This window comes from Pseudomonas fluorescens (genome assembly GCF_041354075.1).
Classification (GTDB): domain Bacteria; phylum Pseudomonadota; class Gammaproteobacteria; order Pseudomonadales; family Pseudomonadaceae; genus Aquipseudomonas; species Aquipseudomonas fluorescens_CE.
This window is the reverse complement of record NZ_JARZGC010000012.1, coordinates 24,143-46,471: the sequence shown is the minus strand read 5'-3', so window position 1 is coordinate 46,471 and position 22,329 is coordinate 24,143. Positions and strand designations below refer to the sequence as shown.

The 22,329-nt window shown below is 63.1% G+C and carries 15 protein-coding genes and 1 pseudogene; 2 read left to right on the top strand and 14 right to left on the bottom strand.

The window, feature by feature from the left end:
• Positions 1–198: 198 nt before the first annotated feature.
• The 10 genes from QIW53_RS16875 to QIW53_RS16830 all read right to left on the bottom strand — a co-directional run bounded on the left by QIW53_RS16875 (position 199) and on the right by QIW53_RS16830 (position 15,077).
• Positions 199–621, bottom strand: coding sequence for an organic hydroperoxide resistance protein (locus QIW53_RS16875; protein ID WP_371050729.1), 423 nt, complete (start codon positions 619–621; stop codon positions 199–201).
• A gap of 32 nt (positions 622–653) precedes the next feature.
• Positions 654–1,481, bottom strand: coding sequence for an enoyl-CoA hydratase/isomerase family protein (locus QIW53_RS16870; protein WP_371050728.1), 828 nt, complete (start codon positions 1,479–1,481; stop codon positions 654–656).
• A 383-nt stretch (positions 1,482–1,864) separates the two neighbouring features.
• Complete coding sequence (gene pelG / locus QIW53_RS16865; protein WP_371050727.1) at positions 1,865–3,238, bottom strand: exopolysaccharide Pel transporter PelG; 1,374 nt, start codon at positions 3,236–3,238, stop codon at positions 1,865–1,867.
• On the bottom strand, positions 3,239–4,753 hold the full coding sequence (pelF, locus tag QIW53_RS16860) for a GT4 family glycosyltransferase PelF (protein WP_371050726.1): 1,515 nt from the start codon (positions 4,751–4,753) through the stop codon (positions 3,239–3,241).
• Positions 4,750–5,739: a HEAT repeat domain-containing protein gene (locus tag QIW53_RS16855; RefSeq protein WP_371050725.1), complete on the bottom strand. Its 990-nt coding sequence runs from the start codon at positions 5,737–5,739 to the stop codon at positions 4,750–4,752. Before QIW53_RS16855 ends, pelF begins: the two co-directional genes overlap by 4 nt.
• Complete coding sequence (locus QIW53_RS16850; protein ID WP_371050724.1) at positions 5,717–7,084, bottom strand: PelD GGDEF domain-containing protein; 1,368 nt, start codon at positions 7,082–7,084, stop codon at positions 5,717–5,719. The genes QIW53_RS16855 and QIW53_RS16850 overlap by 23 nt, the downstream gene beginning before the upstream one ends.
• Before the next feature lie 5 nt (positions 7,085–7,089).
• Entirely contained in the window at positions 7,090–7,608 is a 519-nt protein-coding gene (locus QIW53_RS16845; protein WP_371050722.1) for a penicillin-binding protein activator LpoB, read from the bottom strand.
• Positions 7,609–7,634: 26 nt separating this feature from the next.
• Complete coding sequence (locus tag QIW53_RS16840) at positions 7,635–11,291, bottom strand: tetratricopeptide repeat protein (RefSeq protein WP_371050721.1); 3,657 nt, start codon at positions 11,289–11,291, stop codon at positions 7,635–7,637.
• On the bottom strand, positions 11,269–14,082 hold the full coding sequence (locus QIW53_RS16835) for a bifunctional glycoside hydrolase 114/ polysaccharide deacetylase family protein (protein ID WP_371050719.1): 2,814 nt from the start codon (positions 14,080–14,082) through the stop codon (positions 11,269–11,271). The genes QIW53_RS16840 and QIW53_RS16835 overlap by 23 nt, the downstream gene beginning before the upstream one ends.
• 62 nt (positions 14,083–14,144) lie before the next feature.
• Positions 14,145–15,077, bottom strand: coding sequence for an NAD-dependent epimerase/dehydratase family protein (locus QIW53_RS16830; protein ID WP_371050718.1), 933 nt, complete (start codon positions 15,075–15,077; stop codon positions 14,145–14,147).
• A gap of 750 nt (positions 15,078–15,827) precedes the next feature.
• Here QIW53_RS16830 and QIW53_RS16825 point away from each other — a divergent pair.
• Positions 15,828–16,889: pseudogene (locus QIW53_RS16825) on the top strand (methyl-accepting chemotaxis protein); the annotation flags it as partial.
• Positions 16,884–17,747 carry a methyl-accepting chemotaxis protein gene (locus tag QIW53_RS16820; RefSeq protein ID WP_371050813.1) on the top strand — a complete coding sequence of 288 codons (864 nt, stop codon included), beginning with the start codon at positions 16,884–16,886 and terminating at the stop codon, positions 17,745–17,747. The pseudogene QIW53_RS16825 and the gene QIW53_RS16820, both read left to right, overlap by 6 nt.
• Positions 17,748–17,863: 116 nt before the next feature.
• On the opposite strand, the gene QIW53_RS16815 is transcribed toward QIW53_RS16820, so the two are convergent.
• The 4 genes from QIW53_RS16815 to QIW53_RS16800 all read right to left on the bottom strand — a co-directional run bounded on the left by QIW53_RS16815 (position 17,864) and on the right by QIW53_RS16800 (position 22,036).
• Positions 17,864–18,232, bottom strand: coding sequence for a glyoxalase superfamily protein (locus QIW53_RS16815; RefSeq protein WP_371050717.1), 369 nt, complete (start codon positions 18,230–18,232; stop codon positions 17,864–17,866).
• A gap of 119 nt (positions 18,233–18,351) precedes the next feature.
• Positions 18,352–19,809: a D-aminoacylase gene (locus QIW53_RS16810; protein ID WP_371050716.1), complete on the bottom strand. Its 1,458-nt coding sequence runs from the start codon at positions 19,807–19,809 to the stop codon at positions 18,352–18,354.
• A gap of 1 nt (position 19,810) precedes the next feature.
• Positions 19,811–20,671 (bottom strand): MurR/RpiR family transcriptional regulator, encoded by an 861-nt coding sequence (locus tag QIW53_RS16805; protein ID WP_371050714.1) that lies wholly within the window; start codon positions 20,669–20,671, stop codon positions 19,811–19,813.
• A 15-nt stretch (positions 20,672–20,686) separates the two neighbouring features.
• Positions 20,687–22,036, bottom strand: coding sequence for a GntT/GntP/DsdX family permease (locus tag QIW53_RS16800; protein ID WP_371050712.1), 1,350 nt, complete (start codon positions 22,034–22,036; stop codon positions 20,687–20,689).
• Between the last annotated feature and the right edge of the window lie 293 nt (positions 22,037–22,329).

Here is a 22,329-nt window from a genome sequence, read left to right as displayed (position 1 = left end):
TTATTGACCCGGCTGATGGCTCGTCTCCCTGAATGTCAGCGTAATGAAACTCCGTGAATCCGCTATATAACTGGACCTACACCGGGCTGGCAAATGGAAAGTCTGCGGCGCACAGAATTACCCCGGAAAATGAAAAAGCCGTGAAACCTAAAAATGGGCTTCACGGCTTTGCAGTAGCGAGCATTGATTACCCTGCTCTCAAGACGCCTTCAACTCCACCGAAACATGCCCCCGCGTCATCCGCGAATACGGGCAGATCTCGTGCGCCGCATCCACCAGTTCCTTCTTCACCTTGTCATCCAACCCTGAAATCTTCACATCCAGCCGAACCGCCAGCTGAAACTCGCCATTCTTGGTTTTGCCCAGATCCACCTCGGCATTCACTTCCGTGTCCTGCGGCAGTTTGACCTTCTGCTGCCCGGCGGCGACCTGCAGGGCGCCGAGGAAGCAGGCGGAGTAGCCGACGGCGAACAGTTGCTCGGGGTTGGTGCCGGGCTTGCCGGCGCCGGGCGAGCTGAGGGTGACTTCGAGCTGGCCGTCGCTCGATTTGCCGGTGCCGGTGCGTCCGCCGACGACCTGGGTTTTTGCGGTGTACAGAACGGTTTCCAATCCAGTGCTCATGACGATGACTCCTGATTGATGTGTGTTGCGGTTTATTCGCCGAGGGTGCCGGTGTGGTGGGCCAATCGTATTTCTACGTCGGGATTTTGCTGCAGGCCCAGTTCCATCAATTGTCCGATGCGCTGCTGGGCTGCCGGGCGTTTTACCGAGCCGATGAAGCCTTCCCATTCGGCGGCGATGGCTTCGGTGGGTGGCAGGCTGGAGGCGTCGACCAGGCGTTTGATTTCGCTGATGGACTGTTTGTCGAAGCGGGCGATGCGCCGGGCGGTGCTGTCGACGAAGGCGTCGAGTTCGGCGTCGGGGAACGCGCGGTTGACGTAGCCGTAGCGTTCGGCGAGTTCGCCGTCGATGTCGTTGCCGGTGAGCAGTATTTCCAGTGCACGGCCACGGCCCATCAGCCGTGGCAGGCGGGCCATGGGGCCGCCGCCGGGCACGAGTGCGGCGCCGATTTCCCACTGGGAGAGGATGGCTTTTTCGCGGCTGGCGAAGCGCATGTCGCTGGCCAGGGCCAGTTCGCTGCCGACGCCGGTGGCGCGGCCGCGGATCGAGGCGATGGAGACGACCGGGGCCTTGCTCAGGCGCACGAGCATGTCGGGCAGTGGCGGCAGGCCGGTGGGGCCGTTGGGCATGTTGGTGGTGTCGGTCAGGGGCGGGACGAAGTCGTAGTGGGTGAGGAAGAAGCCTTCGACGTCGCTGTCGAAGACCACGACCTTGACCTGGGGATCGGTCTCGAGCGCGGTGATGACTTCGTTCAGCTGCGGCATGGTCAGCGGGCCGTAGATGTTGTACGGCGGGTTATGGAAGGTGACGCGCCAGTAGGCGGGGGTGACGCGGGTGAGCAGGATCTCCTGGGCGTTCATGCGACATCTCCAAAGCGTGAGTGGAGGACATGGGTCGGAGAGTTTGCCTAGAGTCGATGAGGGGGTGGGCGAGGGTCGGCTTGATGGCTCGAGCCGTGCTCGAATCAAGGGTTGGCCCGGAACACATCGCGATGAGCCGGCAGCTCCGAGTGATCAAGGCTAGCAGCGGGGGTTGGTGTTTCAAGTGGGGCCGACCGCCGGCTGTTTGGGTGGAGGTTTCTGTCGGTGGGTCGGGTACGCCCAATCCACTGTAGGAGCGAGCATGCTCGCGATGGTTTTGAGAACGCCGTGGGGTGTCAGGTGCCCAGCGTTATCGTTGACGTCCATCGCGAGCAAGCCCGCTCCCACAGGTTCCGTGCATGTTCATGAAAGGGGTTGGTGCCTCACCGGGTCGAGAGCATGAAGGTGTCGTACTCCAGGTCTTCCAGAGCCGTGGACAGCCGGTGTAAACCGAGCAATACACACACCAGCAGCGACAGGGTGAAGCCGTAGCCGAAGAAGCTCGGGCCCAAGTGCATGCTGAGCAGCGTCAACGCGCCGTTCAACACCGCGAACAACACGCACAACTCCAGAACCACAGTGCGTTTGTCCAGGTAGAAGAACACGTTGAGCAGCGCCATGAACACCACCTGGATGCTCACACCGATCAGGTCGATGTAGAACAGCGGCAGGTAGTAGCTGGACATGCCCAGCCAGTCGAGCAGGCGCGGGGCGAAGAGGAACAACAGCACCACGGTCAGGCCCTGGACCTTGCAGATTTCCAGCAGACCCTGACGGATCGACAGGGTCATTTCGGTTTTCAGCGAGCCGATGTGCTGCAGGGTTTCGCCTTCGCGGATGGCCCGGAACAAGCGGTCGTACCATTCGGCGAAATCGGTTTCGATGCGCACCAGGAACACCGCCATCCCGGGGATGATCGCCAGGTAAGCGAGGAAGATCGGCAGGTCGTAGAGGATCGAGGCGCGCAGCGGGCCGATGACGTTGTTCGAGGTGCCGGGGTTGAACCAGAACAGGAACTTGTCGACCCAGATGCCGAAGTTGTAGAAGAACCCGGTGGCCAGCAGACTGAGGAACACCTGTTTGCGGTCGAGGAAATCGAAGGCGATCAGTTTCTCCGCGCGGTACTCACGCAGGATGTCGTAGAGGTACAGGAACAGCAACGTGCTGTGCCCGATCAGCAGCGCCAGCAGCAGGCCCGGGATCTTGAGAAACGCCAGCACGTAGGCGCTCGCCACCATCAACGAGTAGCCCACCAGCATCACCAGCAGGATGCGGTTGTAGGCCTTCATCCCCGACAGGAAGATGATCACCAGCCACAGGTTGCACAGCACCACGAAGTTCGCCAGCACCAGCAAGCGGTAGAGCAGCGGCTGGTCGAACAACAGGCTCAGCACGATGATCCCCAGGACCCCGGCCGCGAGCGTGACCAGCAACAGGATGCCCAGCAGGTTGGGCAGGATCTGCTCGTACTTGTGCTCGAACAGGCGGTCGGAAACGAAGCGGGTGAAGTACAGCTGCAGGCCACCAGTGAGGATCAGCGAGGTGGCCATCAGGTACGTCACCGTCACCAGGAACTGCCCCACCAGCGTGTTGGGAATCACCAGCCCCAGGCTGATGATGCCCACCAGCATCACGCTGATGATCGACAGCACCCAGGGCCCGGAACTGATCAGGCCGGCGTACACGTAGGCGTGCAGGGTTGCGGTGTAGGAATCGCGCGAGAGGATCTTGCGCAGTTCGAAGCCAATGCCGGCCATTCAACTGTTCTCCATGGCTGCTTGATACAGGTCGCGGTAGCGCTGCAGCATCAAGGCTTCGGTGTAATAACGGGTGACCCGCAGCAGGCCACTGGCCTGGGCGTCGTGCCAGCGTTGCGGGTTGCGCAGCAGTTCGAGGATCGCGCTGCTGGTGGCTTGTGGATCGGCGATCGCCACCACCTTGCCGGCCAGCCCGAGGTCACGGTCTTCGGCGCTGCCGCCTTCGATCAGTTCGCGGCACGAGCCCACGTCACTGCTGACCACCGGAGTGCCGGCGGCCCAGGCTTCGAGGATCACCAGCGGTTGCGCCTCGCTGATCGAGGTCAGCACCATCAAGCCGAGTTTTGGCAGGATCTCCTGAATGCGCTGGAAGCCAAGGAAATGCACCTTGCCCTCCAGCCCCAGACTGGCCATCAGGCTGCGGCATTCGCTGACGTACTCGGGGTCTTCTTCCTCGGGACCGACGATCCAGCCTTCGGCCTCGGGCATGGCGCTGATCACGCCGCGCATGGCCCGCAGGAAGGTTTTCACGTCCTTGATCGGCACCACCCGCCCGATCAGCCCCACCACCGGGGCGATGCCCGGAGCACGGGATTCCAGCGCCGCCGTCCACTGCGGCAGGTCGATGCCGTTGGGGATCACCTGGGTGCGCGCCGGGTCGGCACCGTCCTTGATCTGCCGCTGCCGGTTGCCGTCATACAGCGCGATGATGTTGTCGGCGCTGTTGTAGGTCAGTTGGCCAATGCGCTCGAAGAACCTCACCCACAGCGTGCGGATGTAACCCGAGCCGGCGTCGAGGCTGCGGTTGAGCGCCTGGCCGGAACTCTCGGCAATCCAGCTGGCCTGGGCCAGGTCGATCTTGCGTTCCTTGGTGTAGATGCCGTGCTCGCTGAGCAGGTAATGGCACTTCCAGCGTTGTTTGAGGATGCACCCCAGCAACCCGGCGTAACCGGTAGACACCGAATGCAGCATCCGCGCACGCGGCATCTTGCGCGATGCTTCGGCGAGCATCAGCAACGGCGACTGCATGGAGCGCAGGGTCCAGAAATAATTGACGAACGACGGGTCGGCGCAATGCAGGCGATAGCCCTCGCTCAATGCCTCCCAACTGGCGCGGCTGCGCAGCACGTCGTCGAGGCTGATCTGGCCATGGGCGATGCTGTCGAGCAGGCGCTCACCGAGTGCGGGCTCAGGCGCATCCGGGTGATGCAGGAAGCGATACAGGTCCATGAACTGCTGTTGATCGGCTTCGCGTGGCGTGCCGAGGGTGTTGACCGGATGGGTCGCGTCCTCGAGGAACACTTCTTCGATGTGCAGCACATTCGACGGCACTTCGTAGCGCCGCGCCGGGTAGGCCGAACGCTGACCGCCAATGAACATCACCGAGAAGGTCAGGTCCGGCAGGCCGAGGATCATCTGGTGGATCCAGCTCGACACACCGCCGCGCACGTAGGGCCAGGTGCCTTCGAGCAGCAGGCAGATATCGGCCAACGGCGGCTCTTGCTGATGATTCATGTCCAGCTCCTGACCAGATCAGCGAACGGTGGCCGCTGACGGGTTTTCTCGGGAAGTTGCGCCAGCAGCCCGGGGATCTCCGAGTAGCGCCCGGCCTCGAACGCCAGTTCGGCGTGAAACGGCAGCACCTGGGCCGGGTCCATGCCGTCGTCCTGGGCTTGATGCAGGAGCACTTCGGCGCGCTCGATGTCACCGCGCACCAGGGCAATGCGTCCGGCGAGCAGGAACAGTTCGCCGCCCTCGCCCGCTTGCAGGCCCTGTTCGGCATGGTCGGCGGCTTGTTCGAGCACGTGCTCGAGCACACTGCCCTGGGCCAGGCCCAGATAGGCCAGCTCCCAGTACCAGCGCGCCAGGGTGGCATGCAGCGCACCGGCCGCGACGGGGCTGGCGCCGACCAGTTGCCCAAGGGCAATCTGGATGTGCAGGTTGATGTCGCTTTCCTGCTTGTCGAGCATCGAATAGGCCAGCAAGCGCACGTCGTCGCTCGGGTCGCCCAGCGCCAGTTTGAGGATCGGCACCGCTTCCTTGCCCGGCATGCGCCGCGTGGCGACCAGGGCAGCCAGGCGTTGATCCGGGTCGGGGGCATGGCGCAAGACATCCTGCAAACCGCCATCGGCAAAGATCGGCGAGTGCACCTGTTGTTGCGCGCGATATGGCAGGTCCGGGATGCCCACGGCCTGCCAGGCCTGCTTGTCGCGTTTGCGCGGCAGGTACAACGCCGGGAAGATCGACAGCACCACGCCGAGCATGCCGATCACCGGCACGAAGAACGCCAGGCTGAAAATGAACAGCGGGCTCCATGGCAGCGGCGCACGGTAGCGGGCCGGCAACAGCAGCCAGACCGCACCGCACAGCATCGCGCACGCCAGGGCGTGGCTGACGCTGAACACCAGCAATTGCTGCAACTCGGGCGCCGCCATCCACAGGCTGGCCCAACTGCCTCCCTCTAACAACAGGGCTCCGCTAAACAGCCACTTGCTGATCATTCAGGCCACACTCGTTGAACAGGAAATTACGCAGTTCCTGGCGATCGACGCCAGGCTCCAGATTGAAGGGCATCACCCGCACGCCCAGGCTGTCCATGTCACTCTCGATACCGAAGTGCTCATGCAGCATCAGGCCGATACGCGCCAGGTAACCCTCGGTGCCCTGCGGGCTGGTCAACGGCAGCAGCACCAGCAGCAGCTTGTGATCGCGGTTGTTGATCACCGGCAAATGCAGGTCGAGGCCGCGCTGGCTGCGCTCCATCAGGCGCGTCAGTTCCTCGTTGGGACGGGTCATCTCAAAGGCGAACAGACCGGCCGGCAGTTGGTGCAGATCGGCATCGGCCAGCGAACGCTTGAGCTGCGAGGTGAACTGCTGGGCACGGGCGTCGGCCAGTTGCAGCACCTGCGGGTCGCGGCGCAACAGGTCGGCGATGTGCCCGGCCAGCAGCGCCAGCAGGCTCAGGGTGCGATCCTTGAACGCGAAGAACGGCATCTGCCGCACCGCCAGGATCGCCAGCAGATGGCCTTCGGCATCGATCAACGGGATGCACGCCTGCAAGGACGAGAACTCGGTGGACGCACCGCTATCCATCAGTTCCTGGCGTACGCTCACCAGCTCGCCGCGTTCCAGGCACAGCTTGACCAGGCCGTCCTCGGTGCTCAACGGCCCCATCACGCCGATGGTGGCCAGCGCCTGCGGCAGGACGTTTTCTCCGCGCTCGTCGACGCGGTACAGCCCCGCCACGCGCAGGGCGCCGTATTGCGCGAGCATCGCCACCACCGGCTCGGCCAGGGCGGTCAGCGCATCGCCGGCGTCCGGCATCACCCGCAGTTTTTCCCGCAGGCCCAGCAAGGAGCTGCGCAGGCTCTGGTCGCTGCCCGCGACGCGCTGCTCCAGCAGGTCGTGGGACACTCGCAGGATCTGGTGCGCCCGGGTGAAATCGTCGAGACGGTACTGACGGTATTCGTTGGCCATCTGCAACCGCTCCAGGCGGCGCATCCACAGGTCGCGAACTTCCCCCACCAGCATCCCGCTGACCAGCACGCCGACGATGAACGACGAGTCGATCTGTTCGTAGCCCTCAAGCCCGCGATAGCGCAGGGCGAACATCGCCAGCACCAGCAGCGCCGCACTGGCCAGGCCACGCACGAAACCGTAACGCACGCCCAGCAACAGCGGCGCGAGAATCGGCCAGGGGAAACCGCCGTGCAGTTGCAGCGGGTCTGCCGGGGTCAGCCACAAGCCCAGGCCGATGGCCAGGCCGGTCACCAGCAGCGTTTCCAGCCATGACACCGGGCCGCTGGCTTGCGGCGCCAGGCTGTAATCCATGTGGGGAGAATTCATTGCGATCACTCGAACCGAAGGGCACCAACAAGTTTGTCCAACACTGTTTGCGCAGTGCCGGCGAGGCTTTCACGGGACCAGCCGGCACGGGCGCCGCTCTTGCTCCACAGCACACGACCGCTGCCGGCTTCGAGCACGCGCAGGCTGATGCCGACCGCCGGCTCGCCGTCCAGGCCGTTCTTGTACTGCCACTCTTCGACGCTGCCGGCGATCACGTAGTCGAGTTTCTGCTCGCGTGCCCAATCCAGCGCGCCCGCCAGGCGCTCGTTGTCATCCATCAGCGCCTGTTCGCCCTGGGTGCTCACCGGGTAGACCCGAGGTTGCAGGCCACGGCTGCTGAGTACGCTGAGCAGGATCTGCTCGCTGCGCTCACCGGCCTGCGGCGTCTGCGAATAGTTGACCATCGGCACGATGCCCCACTGCGCATCGCGTGGCAGGTTCGGGCTGGTTTCATCGGTGAAGCTGGCGCAACCGGCGATGACCAGGGACGCAAGGGCCAGGCCCAGATTACGAATTGCTTGCATAGTGTTTCTCCGTAGACATTCCATGATCAGCGCCCGAACCGCACGCCGTAGCTCACACCCAGTGTTCCGCCCGATTGACCGTCCCCGCCTTGTGGCGCGGATTGGTAACCGAAGGTCAGGGCCAGTTCGTCATCACCCAGCACTTCAAAACCGATGCCGGTGTTGAGGCCGTAGTTGAAAGTTTGGTCCAGCCATTGCCAGCCCGCCGTCACGTCCACCAGCCAGGTGTATTGCGGCTTGGTGCGCACCAGTGAACCCGGTATGCCGCGACGCCAGGAACTGCCGACGTAGAGTTGGCCGTAGCGGCTTTGCAGCAAGTCGCCACCGTTGATGGTTTGCAACTCGACCGGGTCCGCAGGTTCCGGCAGGCCGGTGTCGGGATCGAGCACGACGGGGGCAGGCGCCTGCACCGGCACCTTCACCGGCCCGCCAAAATCGGTCGACAGGTAATCCAGCGGACGATCCTTGACCCGATTGTGCTGATAGTCGACCCCGCTGCGCACGGTCCAGTTCGGCCCGGCGAATTCCAGCGTGTGCAGAAACTCCATGCGCAACGCCTGGCCATTGCCCAGATCGTCGCCCGCCCGGGTGGAGAATGATTTCTGCGCCACTTCCCAGCTCAACTGGTCGCGAGCGGTGAGGCCGTGACGGCCACCCACCCAGACGCCGTCGTGGCGACCGAAGGCGCGCATCAGGCCGCTGTCCTCGCTCTTGCGATGCCAGTCGACACCCAGCTCGAGTTCATCGCTGCTGCTCAGGCGCCAGGTCCGGGACAGGCCCAGGCCATTGCGGTCATCGTCGCTGCGCTGGCTGGTGTCGGCGAACAGTTTGTAGCTGCCATTCTCCACCGAGCGTTGCAGGGTCAGGGCGGCATTGCGCTCCTCACCGATGCGCGAGGATTCGATGTCATCGCCCCGATACTTGCCCTGCTCCAGTTCCAGGTTGGCGTACCAGTTGTCGCCCAGGTTGTGCGCAATCTGCAGGGTCGGCGCGTTGAAGTCCAGGCCGCCAAAGTCCTGTTTCTGCCAGGAGAGCAACGCACCCTGAGGCGTCGTTTCATGGATTTCCACGGCCTGACGGCGCAGTTGTTCGCGCACCGCCATCGGCTGATCGTCCCCCAGTGCCGACAGGCTGGTGTCGAGCGCTTCACCCAGACGTCCCAGGCGCGTGAGGGCCTGGGCGCGTTGGGCCGGGTTCAGGTCGCTGCTGGCCAGCAGGGCTTCGACGTGCGCCTTGTTGCGGCTGCGCAGCGCTTCCTGGATCTGCTCGTAGCGATCGACTTTCAAGCCCTGGCTGCGCGCCCATTTCAACCACTGGTCCTTCTGCGCTTCCTGATTCGCGGCGTCGAGTCGCGCCAGCAAACGTTCGAACCACAACTGCAGCATGGCAGGCGAACCGTCCTTCCAGCGCAGCACTTCCTGCTGCGCCTTGCGTGGCGAAAAGCTGCTGGCCATCAGGCGCAACCAGACCGCGTAGCGCTGGGAAGTTGGCTGAATGTTTTCCACTTCCGGGCTGCGCAACAGCTGCAGGCGCAAGCGTTGGGCGGCGTCCTGGTAACCGGCGCTGTCCAGGGCGTCGGCGTACGCCGAACGCACCAGCCAGTCATTCGGGCTGCCCTTGAGGTACATGCGGTACCAGGCCAGGGCTTCGCTGTCGCGACCGAGCAACTGACTGGCACTGGCAAACGGCAACCACAACAGGCGATCCTCACGGGCCCGCGCTCGCCACTGGCTGAGCAACGGCTTGAGTTTGGCCGAGTCGAGCTGATCGACGTACAGCCACATCAGGCGCTCGCGGAACACGTTGTCGTCCGGAAACTTCGACAACCCCAACAGGTACAGGCGCTCGGCTTCGGCTGGCTGGCCCTGCTGGGCGGCCAAGGCGGCGCGCACGGCCAATACCTGGGATTGCTCATAGGCGTCGGGGAATTGCTTGGCATCGTCCAGCAGCGCAATCACTTGCGGCCATTCGCCAAGCTCCTGAGCCTGCTGCAAGGCCTCGACCAGACGCTGCGGATCGCGGCCACGCTCCCAGCTGGCAATCATGAGGGCCAGGGCGCGCTGCGGGTTTTCGACGCGGTACAGGGTAATCAACTGGCTCTCGTCGCCGCTGGTGAGCTTGCCGTTGAGGGTCAGCAGTTTTTCCAGGGACACGCGCAAGTCTTCGTCACGCTCCAGCTCCCAGGCGAGTGACGCACGGGTGTGCCAGTACTCGGGATCCTTGATGGAGTCGTCAGCCGCCTGCACCACACTCCACGCGGCCTGGTTATCGAACATCTTGAGGTAGGTGTTCGCCCAGTCCACCTGCTCGGCGGAGGTCAGCTTGAAGCGTTTGTCGTAGGCTTCGAACACTTCGGCCTTGGCTGCAAACTGCCCGGTGTTTTCCAGGTTCTGCAGCAAGCGCGTCCACGCCAGGCGGTGCGACGGATACTTGCGCAGGTAGGCATGCAACCAGGCTTCGGCCTGCTCCGGCGTGCCGCGCGATTCGTGGCCGTAGATCAGCGCATCGAGTTCGACGTCGGTGAGCGCACGCTGCTGCATGATCTCGGCCAGCAACGGAATCGAGCGATCGAAGTCGAACTGCTGGCTCGCCAGACGCCAGGCATGCTCGCGGGTCTCGGGTTTCTCCTGGATCGCCAACAGGCGAATCCAGTAACCGAGCGCCGCCGCAGGCTCGCCACGCCACTCACCCAGGTGCGCCATCTGTTCGAGCAACGCCGGATCGTTCATGTCCTCATCGGCCAACTGCTGGCCGGTTTCCCAGGCGCCCGCCAGGTCACCAATGGCCAGGCGCACGTGGAATTCCTTCGGCGCGATCAGCGGGTTGTCCGGCTGCAAGGTGCGCCATTGATCGAGCAGGCGCTGCGCCAGCTCGAAACGCTTGGTGGCCACCGCCACGTCCACACCCTGTTGCAACCAGGGGGCGTCGGTTTGCGGGTTGTCGAGCAGCGGCAACGCGTCGGACAGCACCTGCGCGGCCTGGTCGTCGCGACCGGCAGACAGCAGGCTGTCGAACGCCAGTTGCGCGTACTCACGGCGCTCCCCCGGCTCGGCGCTGCGCAGCAATTGCAGGTAGATATCGGCGGCCCGGCTCGGTTCCTCGCCTGCCATGTGCCACTGCGCGGCGGACTTCAACGATTGCTCGCGCAGCGCCGGATCACGCTCGGCAATCTCTTCGAAGACCGTCGCGGCATACACCGGCGCCTGCAGCTCCAGCGCCAGCTTGGCCAGATTCTGCAACAAGGGCACAGGCAGCTTGCGGTGATCGAAACTGCCCAGCCGCTCCACCAGGGCGCGTTGTGCAATCAGGTCGTTGGCGACAGCGGCAGCCCGTGCGTCGAGTTCGACACGGTAATACGCCTGGGTTTCGGGCTGCGGTGTCGGCCACGCTTCCAGATACTGCCGGGCCTTGTCCAGCTCACCGAGACGCATCAGCAGGTCGATCAGTTGCAGGCGCAGGCGATCGTCGTCCGGGTGCGCCGCCAGCAACAGCTCGGCGTAGTTGGCGGAAACGGCGTCCGGCTCGCGACCATCGGGCTGGAAAGTTTCTTCGCGCTGGAAGGTCGCCCATAACAGGCCACCCACGGCCACGGCCACCACGCCCAGGGCCCAGGGATTGAGCAGGCGTTTGTTTTTATCCGGCTTGTTGCCGGACGGCGAATTAGTTGCAGACGAGTTGAGCATGACTCACCTGCTTCATGGATAATTGGAAAGTCCACAGGCCGGCCGCCGCCTTGCCTGCAAAACGCTGCCCGTCGACTTCGACCCGGCACGCTGTGGACGAGCGCACGGAGAAGGTCAGATCGAACTGGCCGGCGAACCCGAAGCTCACGCGCTTGTCATCCAGGTACTGCCACTCCACCAGCGGCAGGTTGGCTTCCTCCAGCGCGGGGCGTTCGTCGCGGTCGGGACGCAGGACCAGCAAGGCGCGATCACTGCTCAAGTGCACGTAGCGCCCTTGCGGCAAGTCGCGCACGCCGGCGATGCCTTGCGAGCGCAGCAGGTCCGGCCAACCCATTTGCGGGTCCAGGCGCACGGTGCGCAAGGCGTCCATCCCGCGAATCTGCCAGGCACCGTCGGCGGTACGCGCCAGGCTGGCCTGGTACAGGCCGTGCAGACGATCGATGTAATCACTCATCCACAGCGACAGTGGATGCTGGTCGCGCATGAAACCGTAGATCTCGTGCATGGCCTTGATCGAGGCCTGCTTGGTGCTGGAGTAGAAATGGTAATAGAGGTGCAAGCCACGCAGGCGACGCGGGCTGTCGGTCAATTCGAAGGTGTCGATCACTTCGCGGAAACCGTAGTACGGGCCTTTCCACAGGTTGGTGAACAGGTTCTCATTGATGACCGGCGCGTAATACTGCAAGCCGCCTTCGGTGGGGCGCAGCAAGGGGTTTAACCCCGTCAGCGATGGGTTGGCCTTGGTCATCATGGTTTCTGCGCCGTTGACGTTTTTCAGCCCGGCGTCATACGCCAGCTTCAGGGTCGAGGCCGAAGGCAGCGCATCACCTGGCCAGAACACCATCTTCACCGGTTTTTCCGGGGTGGTGAGGTTCTGGTTGATGTAGTCGCGCGAGCCGAAAATCTCCCGGCGAAAATCGATCTTGCCGTAGCCCGGAATGGCCATGTTCATGCCGTATTCGGGGTGAAAATTTTCGCGCTTGAGCGCTTTGTCCGGCTGCATGAAAAACGGGTGGCTGAAGGTGTGCGTGGCCACTTCGACTTTCGGGTTGGCGAAAATTTCGCGGGCAATAGGCTCCAGTTCGCGGGCCAGGTGCGGGAACATGCCGCGCGGTGAAATCTCACCCTCGACGATCGACACCGAGGTCAGGAACGGGTTGGGCTTGATGTAATCGTCCAGGGTATGACGCCCGGCGTAAGGCGTACCCCGTACTTCGGCGCGGGAAGGGAAACCGTCGCCATCGATGTGCACGGTGGCGACTCGCCGACCGTTTTCGGTGGTGGTGTCCGGGCGCGGTTGCTCAGGTAGTTGCAGGCTGGTTTGCAGGAACGCGAGTGGATCGATGATCCAGCGACTGCGCTCGTTGTTCGCCTCCAGCAGATAAGGTGCGAGCGCCAGACCGCCCCACTTGGCGGTGACGACCGGGGTGAACACCTCGCCACTGGCGTTGGTCAACGACAACACCGGCTTGGGTCCGTTGGGCAATACCGAAACCGCCGTCAGGTCACGGGAGCGTGGCTGCACCGGCGCTTCGAAGGCGCCGATCAGCGCCTTGTCCTGGTGGGTGATGGTCAGCGGCTGCACGCCCGGGGGTGCTTCGCGCTTGAGGCCCATGCGCTTGAGCAGCAACTTGTCCTCGACCGGAAGGCCGCTGAAAAACACCACGGGCACCTGTTCATCCAGGCGTGCGGTGATCCAGCGGTTGAAGGCCGGGGCGTCCTGCGGTGGACCACTGGTCATCCAGGTGACGACACCGGCGTACAAACCACTGAACCGGTAACCCGGCATGGCGCTGCTGGCGGGAATGTAGTCGACGCGATAGCCCAGGTATTCGAGCAGGCCACCGAGCACGGTGTGCCCGCCGTTGTCTTCCAGCGCGCCTTCGCGCTCGTCGTAGACGAAGGCAATGCGGCGCGGCTGCACTTCGATGTTGCTCAGGCCGATCGAATCCAGCTCCGGCGTGCTGATGAAGGGAATGAAACCTTCATCGCGCAAGCGCTTGGCCAGCTTGCGCGCTTCGTCGCGGCGCTCCGGCGGCAGGTAGTCGATGGCCACCAGCGGAATGCCTTTGGCACGCAGCGGCTGCAGTTGGCCCAGCAGCCACTGGCGGTCGGCTTCCGGCACCGGGCGATAACGCTTGGCAGCGGCATCCCAACCGGCATACAGGGATTCGAAGGCCACAGCAGACGCGACACCGTCCAGCTCCGGCAGCACTTCGAAACCACGGTTGAAGAACAGTTTCAGCGTGGGCTGACGCTTGTGCATTTCGCGCAGCAGGCTGGCCAGCGCCTGGCGCTGCGCTTCCCGGGAGCCTTCCGGCAACAACTGGAAGCTGTCGAGGGTGTCGAGAAACAGCCCGTCATAACCCTGCGCCTGCAAGGCCTTGGCGCGACCGAGCAGGTGTTCGCGCCAGGCCGGCGCGGTCAGGTCCATGACCTGACTGTTCCAGGAGTCGTTACGCACCGGGCTGATCGCCTTGCGCAGTCCGGCCTTGTCGATTTCAGCCTTGTTGCCGTCGAACTCGCCGATGGACACGTAGGCGAAGGGATGACTGCCCAGCTCACGAAGGGTTTTGACGTCGCCGGACGTCATGTGCCCCGGCTCGACCACCGACCAGTCGAACTGCGCCAGCTCGGACAGCGGCGGTTGGTCGGCGTACCAGAACGCCACGCTGGCCGGTTGCGGCAAGGTTGATGCCTGGACAGAGGGTCCGCTGGCGAAAAGCGCCAGAGCAGCAAACAGCCGCTTGGCCACCGCGCGGACGCGCGGCCTGCGAAAAACGATTTCCATAATCCACTCTTGAATGACTGAACTGATACTGCTCGGACGTCTGAACTCTGGGCGGGCAGGCTTTACAAGCTGCGCAGCAATTGCGCCAAACCATCGCCAATGGAGGTCGGTGCAGGGAGCGTGAAGCGCTCCAGCAGACGAGTGTTGTCAGCGCGCGAGTGGCGTATGTCGCCTTGCCGCGCCGCCTGGTAGCTCACCGTCAACGCCGTGCCGGTGGCGTTACCCAGTTCGGCGATCAGGTCGTTGAGGCTGGTGGAGCGACTGAGCCCGACATTCACCGCACCGGGGCGCGGTTCGTTTGCTTCCACGGCCTGTACGAGAATACTGACAAGGTCCTGAACGTAAACGAAGTCACGGGTTTGTTCGCCGTCGCCAAAAATGGCCACCGGTTTACCGGCCATGGCGCGCTCGGTGAAGATGCTGATCACGCCGGAGTACGGCGAGGACGGGTCCTGACGCGGACCGAAGATGTTGAAGAAACGCAGGATCACCGGTTCCAGGCCATGCTCGCGGCGATAGAAGTCCAGGTAATACTCGCTGGCCAGCTTGTCGGCGGCATAGGGCGTCAACGGAGATTTGGGCGTGTCTTCGTCAATGGCCGTGCCTTCGCCATTGTTGCCGTAGATGGCCGCGCTGGAAGCGAACACCACGCGCTTGATCCCGGCCTTGGCCATGTGCTCGCACACATTGAGGGTGCCGACGAAATTGCTTTGATGGGTGGCGACCGGATCATCCACCGACGCCTGGACCGAGGCCACGGCGGCCAAGTGCACGACCGCGGTGCAGTCACGCATGGCCTGCTCGACCACGACACTGTCCGCGACATCGCCGACCACGAGGTTCAGGTTGGCATTGCCAACCGGCAGGTTGCCGACCTTCCCGGTCGACAGGTTGTCCAGAACGCGAACCTTGCAGCCCTTGCCCAGCAATGCTTCTACCAGGTGCGAACCAATGAATCCCGCGCCGCCGGTAACCAGTATTCGTCCATCAAGCATGAAGTTTCTTCCTGAAGATTCAATCGGACACTGCGAATGAAACGTCCGTAAAACAGTGGCCCATGGGACAGGTCACCAGGTTGATGGCACTTAGCCCTTCGGTATGGGCGATGTGACATCAACGAGATTTTAAAGGTTCAAAGTAACTTTTGAGAATGACGACTTTATGGCGGTATGCCATACGAGCGGCGCAGATGATGGTAGACGAGGCGCAAACTGTCAATAGTTTGTCTGTATGACTCCATAGTCACCGCATTGACGATTGATCGCCATTAATTTGACGATCTAAATCTCCTGCCCCGTAATGTATGGCAGGCAACCAGCATAGTCGATCACAAGCACTGAAACGATGTATCGATTAATTGAATGTAGCGCTGGCATCCAGAGGCTGAAGTTGCGCCACAGTTAAATTTTTCTTCACCCCACCGCCGCCTACCAAGCGGTACATTGCCCTCGCTCATTCAAGAAACTACGGTTTGCCCGCCCTCCCGCGGGCTTTTTTTTGTCCGCAAAACGCGCCTTCTGCCGTGTGCGGGCGTCCTCGCAACAAGCCCGACACTGCACCCGCCGGTATGCGCCCAGAACCGCTGCTGCCGCCCGCCTCAAACGTTGTTACAGATTCCGCCGACAAAACCTTTCAGCTCCAGCACTTGCTGCCGATACAGGCCTGCTACACATTTTTTGGCTACGAAAAACAACAATCTTCCAGCCAACCGACGACTACAGCGCAAACGTTCCTGGAGGAATTTGATGAATAGCTGGTTCGGCAACATCAGCATGAACATGAAACTGGGCCTGGGCTTTGGCCTGGTTCTGCTACTGACCGGCGTCCTGGCCCTGACGGGCTGGACGAGCATGGGCAGCCTGATCGACCGCAGCAACTGGATGAGTGACATCACGCAGCTCAACGCCAGCCTGACCAAGCTGCGCGTGGCCCGCCTGCAATACATGCTGGCCAACGGCGACGAAACCACCGCGCAGAACGTGCAGGTCAACCTCGATGCGTTTGCTGCGCAACAGAAAGCCGTGCTGGATAAATTCAAGAGCCCGGAAAACCTCAAGCTGCTCAACGAGCAAGCCTCGCTCATCGCCGCTTACCGGGTGTCCCTGGAAAAAATGCGCGGTGCCTACCGAGCCGGCAACTCGGCGCGCGAAGTCATGACCGCCAACGCACAAACGGCGCACTCGCTGATCAATGCCATCATCGCCGAAGTGCAGCAGATGCCGTTGAGCGATGAGCGCTTCGAGCAATTCCAGGCCATCACCGCCGCCAAGGAAGCCTTCATCCTGGCGCGCTACGAAGTGCGCGGTTACACCGCCGCCGTCAACGCCGAGACCGAGCAGAAAGCTGCCAACCAGCTCAACGCGGCCGTGGGCAGCCTGGAACTGCTCAACAAGCATTTCGCGACCACTCAGCAGGACGCCCTGCGCAAGCTGGAAAAAGCGTTGACCGACTACCGCACCGCGGTGCTCGCCTACAAAGTCACCAACAACGATGTGGTGCAGGCCCGCAAGGAAATGACCGATCAGGGCAACACGATCGTCAGCCTCAGCGAGCAGCTGTACCAGATCCAGCTTGATCGCCGCGACGCCGAAAGCGCCCAGGCGCGCACCCTGCAACTGATCAGCACGCTGCTGGCCCTGCTGGTGGGCGTGATTGCCGCCGTGATCATCACCCGTCAGATCACCGGCCCACTGCGCGATACCCTGGCCGTGGTCGAACGCATCGCCGGTGGTGACCTGTCCCACGACGTCAAGGTGACGCGCCGCGACGAGCTCGGCGTGTTGCAACAGGGCATCGCCCGCATGGGTGTGACCCTGCGCAACCTGATCAGCGGTATCCGCGACGGCGTCACCCAGATCGCCAGCGCGGCCGAAGAGTTGTCCGCCGTGACCAGTCAGACCAGCGCCGGTGTGAACAGCCAGAAGATCGAGACCGATCAGGTGGCCACCGCCATGCACGAGATGACTGCGACTGTGCAGGAAGTCGCGCGCAATGCCGAAGAGGCCTCGCAAGCCGCCGCAGCAGCCGATGGCGAAGCACGCGAAGGCGACAAGGTGGTCAACGAGGCCATTGCCCAGATCGAACGCCTGGCCAGCGAAGTGGTGCGTTCCACTGAAGCGATGAGCGTGCTGCAACAGGAAAGCGACAAGATCGGCAGCGTCATGGACGTGATCAAGGCTGTGGCCGAGCAGACCAACCTGCTGGCCCTCAACGCGGCGATTGAAGCGGCGCGTGCCGGTGAAGCCGGCCGTGGTTTTGCCGTGGTGGCCGACGAGGTCCGGGGCCTGGCCCAGCGCACGCAGAAGTCCACCGAGGAAATCGAAGGCCTGGTGGCCGCCCTGCAGAACGGCACGCAGCAAGTGTCGACGGTGATGAACAACAGCCGCACCCTGACCGACAGCAGCGTGGCCCTGACCCGCAAGGCCGGCGAATCCCTGGACAACATCACCCGCACGGTGTCCAACATCCAGTCGATGAACCAGCAGATCGCCGCCGCTGCCGAGCAGCAGAGCGCCGTGGCCGAAGAGATCAGCCGCAGCATCATCAACGTGCGCGACGTGTCGGAACAGACCGCCGCCGCCAGCGATGAAACCGCCAAATCCAGCGTCGAGCTGGCGCGTCTGGGTGGTCAGTTGCAGGAAATGGTCAGCCACTTCCGGGTGTAAGAATCGCGCAGAACCTGTGGGAGCGAGCCTGCTCGCGATAGCGGACGGTCATTCAACTCGATGTTGATTGAACTGACGCTATCGCGAGCAGGCTCGCTCCCACATTCGTTAGTGTCCTAAACGCTGATGGCGTTGGTGAACACCAACCGATTACCAAACGGATCAAGAATGGTCATGTCCTGGCTCCCCCATGGCATCGCCTGGATCTGCGGGTGCGAAAACTTGTATTCCCTGGCCAGCAATTGCTGCTGGAACGCTTCCAGCTCATCGGTCTCGATGCGCAGTGCCGAACCCGGCGTGCTGTCGCCGTGATGCTCCGAGAGGTGCAGCACGCATTCGCCACGGGAAACTTGCAGGTACAGCGGGAAATTCGGCTCGAAGCGATGCTGCCAGTCGATCTTGAAACCCAGGAAATCGACGTAGAACTCCACGGCCTTGCTTTCGTCGAAAATCCGCAGGATCGGGGTGGTTTTGCCGAAGCTCATTGCGTTGCTCCCTGACTGATAAGGCCTTGATTGTTGTAGGGCCAGTCTCAGCACTTCGGCTCCAGGCCAGCATTCTTTAATTGCAATGTGCCATCACTGTGACCCAGGTCTCGGAAACCTTACAGGAACCCGTCACGCAAATCCCCTTCCCGCGCCAGAAATCGCCCTTCCCGTTTGCCGTTGGCCTGCCCGTCGCAGTAACTCAACACCCCGTTGACCCACACCCCGTCGATGCCCTCGGCCGCCCGTTGCGGATCATTGAAGTCCGCGACATCGCGAACGGTTGCCGGGTCGAACAACACCAGGTCCGCCCAGTGGCCTTCCCGGATGACACCGCGCTGCTTCAGGCCGAACCGCGCCGCCGACAACCCGGTCATCTTGTGCACGGCGGTGTGCAGGGGAAACAGTCCGACGTCGCGGCTGAAATGCCCGAGCACCCGAGGGAACGCCCCCCACAGGCGCGGGTGCGGAAAGGGGTCTTCCGGCAAGCCGTCGGAGCCGACCATCGACAGCGGATGCGCGAGGATTCTGCGCACGTCCGCTTCGTCCATCCCGTAGTACACCGCCCCGGCCGGTTGCAGTTGGCGGGCGGCCTCCAACAGCGTAACGCCCCACTCGGCGGCGATGTCCATCAGGTCACGACCACCCTGCTCCGGGTGCGGCGTCGACCAGGTGATGGTGATGCGGTGGGCATCGGTGACCTGCTTGAGGTCCAGGGTCGAAGAGCTGGCCGCGTAGGGATAACAATCGCAGCCCACGGCGTGGGTTTTCGCGGCGTCTTCCAGACGCGCCAACAGTTGCGGGCTGCGTCCCCAGTTGCCGGCGCCCGCGCACTTGAGGTGGGAAATGATCACCGGTGACTGCGCATGGCGGCCGATCTGGAACGCCTCGTCCATGGCCTCCAGCACCGGCTCGAACTCGCTGCGCAGGTGGGTGGTGTACACCGCGCCAAATGCCGTCAGCTCTTCGGTCAGTTGCATCACTTCAGCGGTGGAGGCCGAGAAGGCGCTGGCGTAGGCCAGGCCGGTGGATAGACCGAGGGCACCGGCTGCAAGACTGTCCCGCAACTGCTCGCGCATGGCGCTGATTTCAGCCGCCGTGGCGGTGCGAAACAGGTCGTCGAGATGGTTGCTGCGCAATGCCGTGTGCCCGACCAGCGCCGCGACGTTCAGCGTGGTGTTCGCCGCTTCGACGGCCGCACGGTAATCTGCGAAGGTGGGATAAACGAACGCGGCGGCACTGCCCAGCAGGTTCATCGGGTCCGGCGGGTCGCCCTTCAGGTTCACCGGCGACGCGCTGATCCCGCAGTTGCCGACGATCACCGTGGTCACACCCTGGCTGAGCTTGGGCAGCATCTGCGGTTGACGGATGACCACCGTGTCGTCGTGGGTGTGCACGTCGATGAAGCCCGGCGCCAGCACACGCCCGGCAGCGTCGATGTCTTCGTTGGCAGTGTCCGCGTGCAAGTCGCCGATACGCGCGATGCGGCCGTCCAGAATGGCCACGTCGGCGCGAAAGCCCGGCACATTGTTGCCGTCGATGACCAGGGCATTGCGGATCAGCGTGTCGTACTTCATGTCAGTCTCCCAGCGGCAGGTGATCGTCGCCGCCACGGTAATCGTCCAGGGCGAGTTTGATCCGCCGCAGACGTTCTTGATTGTCTTCAGGATTGACCAGCGCCAGCTCGGTGGCGAGCACATCGATGGCCAGCAGCATGCCGTAGCGGGCGGCCGTCGGTTTGTAGATGAACGAGGTTTCCACCCCTTGCAGCGGCAGCAACACATCGGCCAATTGCGCCAGCGGCGAGTCGGCGCGGGTGATGGCCAGAATCCGTGCGCCGTAGCTGCTCGCCAGTTCCACCGCTTCGAGCAGTTCAGGGGTAATGCCGGTCAGCGAACAGGCAATCACTGCGTGCCCGGCATCGAGTCCGGCGGCGGTGATGCGCATCATCACCGGGTCGTGACAGACCGCCACCGGGTAGCCAAAACGCACCAGCCGCACCTGCAGTTCATCGCTGCACAGGGTCGAACAGCCGCCCATGCCGAACGCATGAATCATCCGCGCCTTGCCCAGCAGTTTCACCGCATCGGCGAAGCGCGACTCGTCGAAGGCCGACAGGTGCTGATGCAGGGTCGACTCGATGTCGCCGACGATCTGCCGGTAGAACGCCGATTGCTCCGGCGTGCCGGCCGGGTCGAGGAACCGGCTGCCGACGCCGCTGGCCTGGGCCAGTTGCAGGCGCAGGTCGCGCAAGTCACGGCAGCCCACCGAGCGGGCAAAACGCGACAGGGTCGCGGTGCTGACTTCCGCCCTCTGCGCCAGCTCATCGAGGCTGGCCGCCGAGGCAAATCCGACGTCGTCGAGCAGCAGGCGGGCGATACGCCCCTCGCCGGCACTGAAGGAATCCTGACGGGCGCGGATCTGATAAAGGATGTCCATGACGAACGGCTCCGGTTAAATCAGGTAGGAAAGCCCCACGGTCAGACCGAAGGCGACCAACGAAATGATGGTCTCGAGCACGGTCCAGGTCTTGAACGTCTGGGCCACGCTCATGTTGAAGTATTCCTTGATCAACCAGAAGCCACCGTCGTTGACGTGGGAAAAAATCACCGAGCCGGCGCCAGTCGCCAGCACCAGCAGTTCCGGATGCGGGTAACCCAGGCCGATCGCCACCGGCGCGACGACCCCCGACGCGGTGGTCATGGCCACGGTCGCCGAGCCTGTGGCGATGCGCATCAACGCCGCGAACAGCCAGCCCATGATCAACGGCGACAGGTGAAATTCATGGGCCAGGCTGACAATCTGGTCGGTGACGCCGGCGTCCACCAGGATTCGGTTCAAGCCACCGCCGGCGCCGACCAGCAAGGTGATGCTGGCGGTCGGCGCCAGGCATTCGCTGGTGAATTTGAGGATCGATTCGCGGCTGAAGCCCTGGGCGATGCCCAGGGTCCAGAAGCTCAGCAAGGTGGCCAGCAGCAGCGCGATCACCGAGTTGCCGATGAACAGCAGGAACTGGTTGAAACCGCTGCCCGGGGTAGAAAGGAGGTTGGCCCAGCCGCCGATCAGCATCAGCACCACCGGCAACAGAATCGTCGCCATGGTGATGCCGAAACCGGGCAGCCGGGCACGTGGCTCGCGGTCGAGGAATTGGCGCTCCAGCGGGTTTTCGCTCGGCAACTGAATACGCGGCACGATGAATCTGGCGTACACGGGGCCGGCGATGATCGCCGTGGGGATGCCGATGACAATCGCGTAGAGCAACGTCTGCCCCACCGACGCCTGATAGGCCTGCACTGCCAGCATCGCCGCCGGGTGCGGCGGCACCAGCGCATGGACCACCGATAACCCGGCGACCATCGGCAGGCCGACCATCAGGATCGACACGCCGACCCGCCGCGCCACGGTGAAGGCGATCGGCACCAGCAGCACGAAACCGACTTCGAAGAACAACGGCAACCCGACCAGGAAAGCGATGCAGACCATCGCCCAGTGCGCGTTGCGCTCGCCGAACCGGTCGATCAGTGTCCGCGCCACCTGCTCGGCGCCACCGGACTCGGCCATCATCTTGCCGAGCATCGTCCCCAGCGCCACCACCAGAGCGATGTGCCCCAGCGTCTTGCCGACACCCGCCTCATACGCGCCGACCACACCGGACGCCGGCATGCCTGCGACCAGCGCCAGGCCGATGGAAACCAGAGTGATGACAATGAAGGGATTGAGTCGATAACGGGCGATCAGCACGATCAGCGCAATGATCGCGATGGCGGCATACACCAGCAGCCAATAGCCGAAGGACAGGGTCATGCGGTACTCCTCGAAAGGGTCACGTCGAAAGTTTTGTGAAACTCTTAAAACATTTCGGAACACGATTTTCAAACGAGGTGAAAGTAATTTTCGTACAGGGGTAAGGGTTGTCGCGCAGGGGTATGGCGGGGTGAGGGTTATGAAAATCAGGGGGGTGGATTTTCATAACCCGATCATGATCGGCATATTACCTGTGGGAGCGGGCTTGCTCGCGATGGCGGTGTATCAGTCAGGGTGTTTTTTACTGACACACCGCCATCGCGAGCATGCTCGCTCCTACAGGGTTAGCGGAT

Excerpts from the sequence above, each read along its gene's own strand:
- QIW53_RS16875 (WP_371050729.1), bottom strand. The coding sequence starts at position 621 with ATGAGCACTGGATTGGAAACCGTTCTGTACACCGCAAAAACCCAGGTC.
- QIW53_RS16870 (WP_371050728.1), bottom strand. The coding sequence starts at position 1,481 with ATGAACGCCCAGGAGATCCTGCTCACCCGCGTCACCCCCGCCTACTGG.
- pelG (WP_371050727.1), bottom strand. The coding sequence starts at position 3,238 with ATGGCCGGCATTGGCTTCGAACTGCGCAAGATCCTCTCGCGCGATTCC.
- pelF (WP_371050726.1), bottom strand. The coding sequence starts at position 4,753 with ATGAATCATCAGCAAGAGCCGCCGTTGGCCGATATCTGCCTGCTGCTC.
- QIW53_RS16855 (WP_371050725.1), bottom strand. The coding sequence starts at position 5,739 with ATGATCAGCAAGTGGCTGTTTAGCGGAGCCCTGTTGTTAGAGGGAGGC.
- QIW53_RS16850 (WP_371050724.1), bottom strand. The coding sequence starts at position 7,084 with ATGAATTCTCCCCACATGGATTACAGCCTGGCGCCGCAAGCCAGCGGC.
- QIW53_RS16845 (WP_371050722.1), bottom strand. The coding sequence starts at position 7,608 with ATGCAAGCAATTCGTAATCTGGGCCTGGCCCTTGCGTCCCTGGTCATC.
- QIW53_RS16840 (WP_371050721.1), bottom strand. The coding sequence starts at position 11,291 with ATGCTCAACTCGTCTGCAACTAATTCGCCGTCCGGCAACAAGCCGGAT.
- QIW53_RS16835 (WP_371050719.1), bottom strand. The coding sequence starts at position 14,082 with ATGGAAATCGTTTTTCGCAGGCCGCGCGTCCGCGCGGTGGCCAAGCGG.
- QIW53_RS16830 (WP_371050718.1), bottom strand. The coding sequence starts at position 15,077 with ATGCTTGATGGACGAATACTGGTTACCGGCGGCGCGGGATTCATTGGT.
- QIW53_RS16820 (WP_371050813.1), top strand. The coding sequence starts at position 16,884 with ATGGGTGTGACCCTGCGCAACCTGATCAGCGGTATCCGCGACGGCGTC.
- QIW53_RS16815 (WP_371050717.1), bottom strand. The coding sequence starts at position 18,232 with ATGAGCTTCGGCAAAACCACCCCGATCCTGCGGATTTTCGACGAAAGC.
- QIW53_RS16810 (WP_371050716.1), bottom strand. The coding sequence starts at position 19,809 with ATGAAGTACGACACGCTGATCCGCAATGCCCTGGTCATCGACGGCAAC.
- QIW53_RS16805 (WP_371050714.1), bottom strand. The coding sequence starts at position 20,671 with ATGGACATCCTTTATCAGATCCGCGCCCGTCAGGATTCCTTCAGTGCC.
- QIW53_RS16800 (WP_371050712.1), bottom strand. The coding sequence starts at position 22,036 with ATGACCCTGTCCTTCGGCTATTGGCTGCTGGTGTATGCCGCCATCGCG.